Origin of the sequence: Limnohabitans planktonicus II-D5 (assembly GCF_001270065.2) — a bacterium.
In the GTDB taxonomy this organism is placed as follows: domain Bacteria; phylum Pseudomonadota; class Gammaproteobacteria; order Burkholderiales; family Burkholderiaceae_C; genus Limnohabitans_A; species Limnohabitans_A planktonicus.
In genome coordinates, this window is record NZ_LFYT02000063.1 from 1 (window position 1) to 4,682 (window position 4,682).

The 4,682-nt window shown below is 63.8% G+C and carries 2 protein-coding genes; both read left to right on the plus strand.

What is annotated here, in order from left to right; genetic code table 11:
- Positions 1 to 2,145: Ig-like domain-containing protein (locus H663_RS40680; protein WP_116695965.1), on the plus strand; the 2,145-nt coding region annotated here is incomplete at its 5' end.
- Between the two features lie 41 nt (positions 2,146 to 2,186).
- Positions 2,187 to 4,682, plus strand: a 2,496-nt coding sequence (locus H663_RS40685) for an Ig-like domain-containing protein (RefSeq protein WP_276309861.1), incomplete at its 3' end; no start/stop codon positions are given.

A 4,682-nucleotide genomic window follows, 5' to 3' on the forward strand; every position in this document is an offset into this window, starting at 1 on the left:
CTGAGCACCCTGGCCACCACCGACGGCGGCAAGACCTGGGTGGGCAGCTTCACGCCCACAGCGGGCACGGCAGACGCCAGCAACGTCATGAGCGTGGCCAACAGCTACACCGACGTGGCGGGCAACCAAGGCGCCAGCACCAGCAGCGCCAACTACGCCATTGACCTCAAAGCGCCGACAGCCAGCATCGCCCTGAGCGACAACGCGCTCAAAGCAGGCGAGAGTGCCACGGTGACCATCACCTTCAGCGAAAAAGTCAAAGACTTCAGCAACGCGGACATCACAGCGCCCAACGGGGCTCTGAGCACATTCACCGCCAGCACAGACGGCCTGATCTGGACAGCCACCTTCACGCCAGCAACAGACACCGAAGCGGCCAGCAACACGCTGAGCCTGGGCACGGCCTACACCGACGAAGCGGGCAACGCAGGCACGGTAGCTACAGCCACGTACGCAGTGGACACCCAAGCACCGAGCTTCACAGTCAAGCTCGATGACGCGAGCAACAGCGGCGCGTTGTCAGACCGCCTGACCCGTATCGACATGCCCACGATCAGCGGCACGGGCAGCAAGGACGACGTGATTCAAGTGACCATGCCCGGCACAGGCGAAGTGCTCAGCACCACGGTGGCTGCAGACGGCAGCTGGAGCGTCACGCCCACCATCGCGATGACAAGCGGCAGCGTGAGCATCATCGCCACCGACCCCGCAGGCAACACAAGTGCAGCGCAAACGCTGCCTCTGGTGATTGACAAAACAGTGGGCACAAGCACAGTGGCCCTGCTGTGCGACAGCGGTGCCAGCAGCAGCGACAAGATCAGCCGAGACGGCACGATCGCGGTGAGCAATCTGGAGACCGGCTCCACGGTCGAATACAGCACCAACGGCACAACGTGGACCACCACCTTCACAGCCGCAGAAGGTGCCAACACCGTGAGCGTGCGCCAGACCGACGCCGCAGGCAACGTGAGTGCGGCCAGCACATTGAACTTCACGCTGGACACCAGCGCTCCCGTACCCACCGTCGGCATCAACGCCATTGGCGGCGACGACGCCCTGAGCCCTGCTGACGCGGTGCAAACCCACACCGGCATCACCGGCAGCGTGAGCGACGCCCGCGAAGGCGACGTGGTCAAAGTGCTGGTCAACGGCCAAACCTTCAGCGGCACCGTGGACGCTTTGGGCAACTACAGCGTGAGCGTGGCCACCGCCGACCTGATTGCTGATTCGGGCAGCACCCTTGAAGTCGTGCTCATGGCCAGCGATGCGGCGGGCAACACCCAGATGGCATCTGCCAACCGGGCCTACGCCGTGGACATCACCGTGCCCACGGTGCAAAGCATCGTGCTGGACAAGAGCGCCCTGAAAGTGGGCGAGAGCGCCACCGTCACCATCAGCTTCAGCGAGAAAGTCAAAGCCTTTGACCTGTCGGACTTGACCGCTGACAACGCCACACTGAGCAACCTGGCCACAGCCGATGGCGGCCTGACCTGGACCGCCACACTCACGCCCACAGCAGGCATCGAAGACACCAGCAACGTGGTCCAAGTGCTGGCCAACTACACCGACCTGTCGGGCAACGTGGGCACCGCAGGCACGAGCGGCAACTACAGCCTGGACACCAAAGCGCCCACAGCCACGATCAAACTGGCCGACGAAGCCCTGCAAGCGGGCGAGACCACCACGCTGACCATCACCTTCAGCGAGAAAGTGCAAGACTTTGGCAACGCGGATGTCACGGTGCAAAACGGCACATTGGGCACCCTGGTCAGCACCGACGGCATCGTCTGGACCGGCACCTACACCCCCAGCGTCAACCTTGAAGACACCACCAACGTCATCACGCTGGCCAACACCTACAGCGACCTGATCGGCAACGCTGGAGCCGTGGGCACCAGCGGCAACTACAGCGTAGACACCAAGGCCCCCTCGGCCGTGGTCACCCTCCAAGACGCCCAAGGTGCAGCGATGACCAGCCTCACGGCCGGACAAAGCGCCCAGCTGACCATCACCTTCAGCGAAGCGGTCCAAGACTTCAGCAACGCCGACGTGACAGCGCCCAACGGCACGCTCAGCACCCTGGCCAGCACCGACGGCGGCACCACCTGGACCGCGACGTTTACGCCCAACGCCAAGCGGAAGTAGCCGCCAACAGCATCAGCGTCAACCCCGGTGCCTACAGCGACCTGGCCGCTAACGCAGGCGCAGCCGCATCGAGTGCCAACTACGCCGTAGACACCCAAGGCCCCACGGCCACGATCACCCTGAGCGACAACGCCTTGACGGCAGGCGAGAGCGCACAAGTGACCATCGTCTTCAGTGAAAAAGTCACCGGCTTTGGCAACACCGACGTGGCTGTAGAAAACGGCACGCTGAGCACCCTGGCCACCACCGACGGCGGCAAGACCTGGGTGGGCAGCTTCACGCCCACCGCAGGCACGGCAGACGCCAGCAACGTCATGAGCGTGGCCAACAGCTACACCGACGTGGCGGGCAACCAAGGCGCCAGCACCAGCAGCGCCAACTACGCCATTGACCTCAAAGCGCCGACAGCCAGCATTGCCCTGAGCGACAACGCCCTCAAAGCAGGCGAGAGCGCCACGGTGACCATCACCTTCAGCGAAAAAGTCAAAGACTTCAGCAACGCGGACATCACAGCGCCCAACGGGGCTCTGAGCACATTCACCGCCAGCACAGACGGCCTGATCTGGACAGCCACCTTCACGCCCGCAACAGACACCGAAGCGGCCAGCAACACGCTGAGCCTGGGCACGGCCTACACCGACGAAGCGGGCAACGCAGGCACAGTGGCCACAGCCAGCTACGCAGTGGACACAAAGGCACCGAGCTTCACCGTCAAGCTCGATGACGCCAGCAACAGCGGCGCGTTGTCAGACCGCCTGACCCGTATCGACATGCCCACGATCAGCGGCACGGGCACCAAGGACGACGTGATTCAGGTCACCATGCCCGGCACCAACGAAGTGCTCAGCACCACAGTGGCTGCAGACGGCAGCTGGAGCGTCACGCCCACCATCGCGATGACAAGCGGCAGCGTGAGCATCATCGCCACCGACCCCGCAGGCAACACCAGTGCAGCGCAAACGCTGACCCTGGTGATTGACAAAACAGTGGGCACAAGCACAGTGGCCCTGCTGTGCGACAGCGGTGCCAGCAGCAGCGACAAGATCAGCCGAGACGGCACGATCGCGGTGAGCAATCTGGAGACCGGCTCCACGGTCGAATACAGCACCAACGGCACAACGTGGAGCAGCACCTTCACAGCCGCAGAAGGTGCCAACACCGTGAGCGTGCGCCAGACCGACGCCGCAGGCAACGTGAGTGCGGCCAGCACATTGAACTTCACGCTGGACACCACCACACCGCTGCCCACCGTCGGCATCAACGCCATTGGCGGCGACGACGCCCTGAGCCCTGCTGACGCGGTGCAAACCCACACCAGCATCACCGGCAGCGTGAGCGACGCCCGCGAAGGCGACGTGGTCAAAGTGCTGGTCAACGGCCAAACCTTCAGCGGCACCGTGGACGCTTTGGGCAACTACAGCGTGAGCGTGGCCACCGCCGACCTGATTGCTGATTCGGGCAGCACCCTTGAAGTCGTGCTCATGGCCAGCGATGCGGCGGGCAACACCCAGATGGCATCTGCCAACCGGGCCTACGCCGTGGACATCACCGTGCCCACGGTGCAAAGCATCGTGCTGGACAAGAGCGCCCTGAAAGTGGGCGAGAGCGCCACCGTCACCATCAGCTTCAGCGAGAAAGTCAAAGCCTTTGACCTGTCGGACTTGACCGCTGACAACGCCACACTGAGCAACCTGGCCACAGCCGATGGCGGCCTGACCTGGACCGCCACACTCACCCCGACTGCCAACATCGAAGACACCAGCAACGTGGTCCAAGTGCTGGCCAACTACACCGACCTGTCGGGCAACGTGGGCACCGCAGGCACGAGCGGCAACTACAGCCTGGACACCAAAGCGCCCACAGCCACCATCAAACTGGCCGACGAAGCCCTGCAAGCGGGCGAGACCACCACGCTGACCATCACCTTCAGCGAGAAAGTGCAAGACTTTGGCAACGCGGATGTCACGGTGCAAAACGGCACATTGGGCACCTTGGTCAGCACCGACGGCATCGTCTGGACCGGCACCTACACGCCCAACGTCAACCTTGAAGACACCACCAACGTCATCACGCTGGCCAACACCTACAGCGACCTGATCGGCAACGCAGGAGCCGTGGGCACCAGCGGCAACTACAGCGTGGACACCAAGGCCCCCTCGGCCGTGGTCACCCTCCAAGACGCCCAAGGCGCACCGATGACCAGCCTCACGGCCGGACAAAGCGCCCAGCTGACCATCACCTTCAGCGAAGCCGTCAAAGACTTCAGCAACGCCGACGTGACAGCGCCCAACGGCACGCTCAGCACCCTGGCCAGCACCGATGGCGGCACCACCTGGACCGCGACGTTTACGCCCAACGCCAATGTGGAAGTAGCCGCCAACAGCATCAGCGTCAACCCCGGCGCTTACAGCGACCTGGCCGGCAACACCGGATCGGCTGCAGCCAGCGGCAACTACGCCGTAGACACCCAAGGCCCCACCGCCAGCATCACCCTGAGCGACAACGCCTTGACGGCAGGCGAGAGCGCACAAGTGACC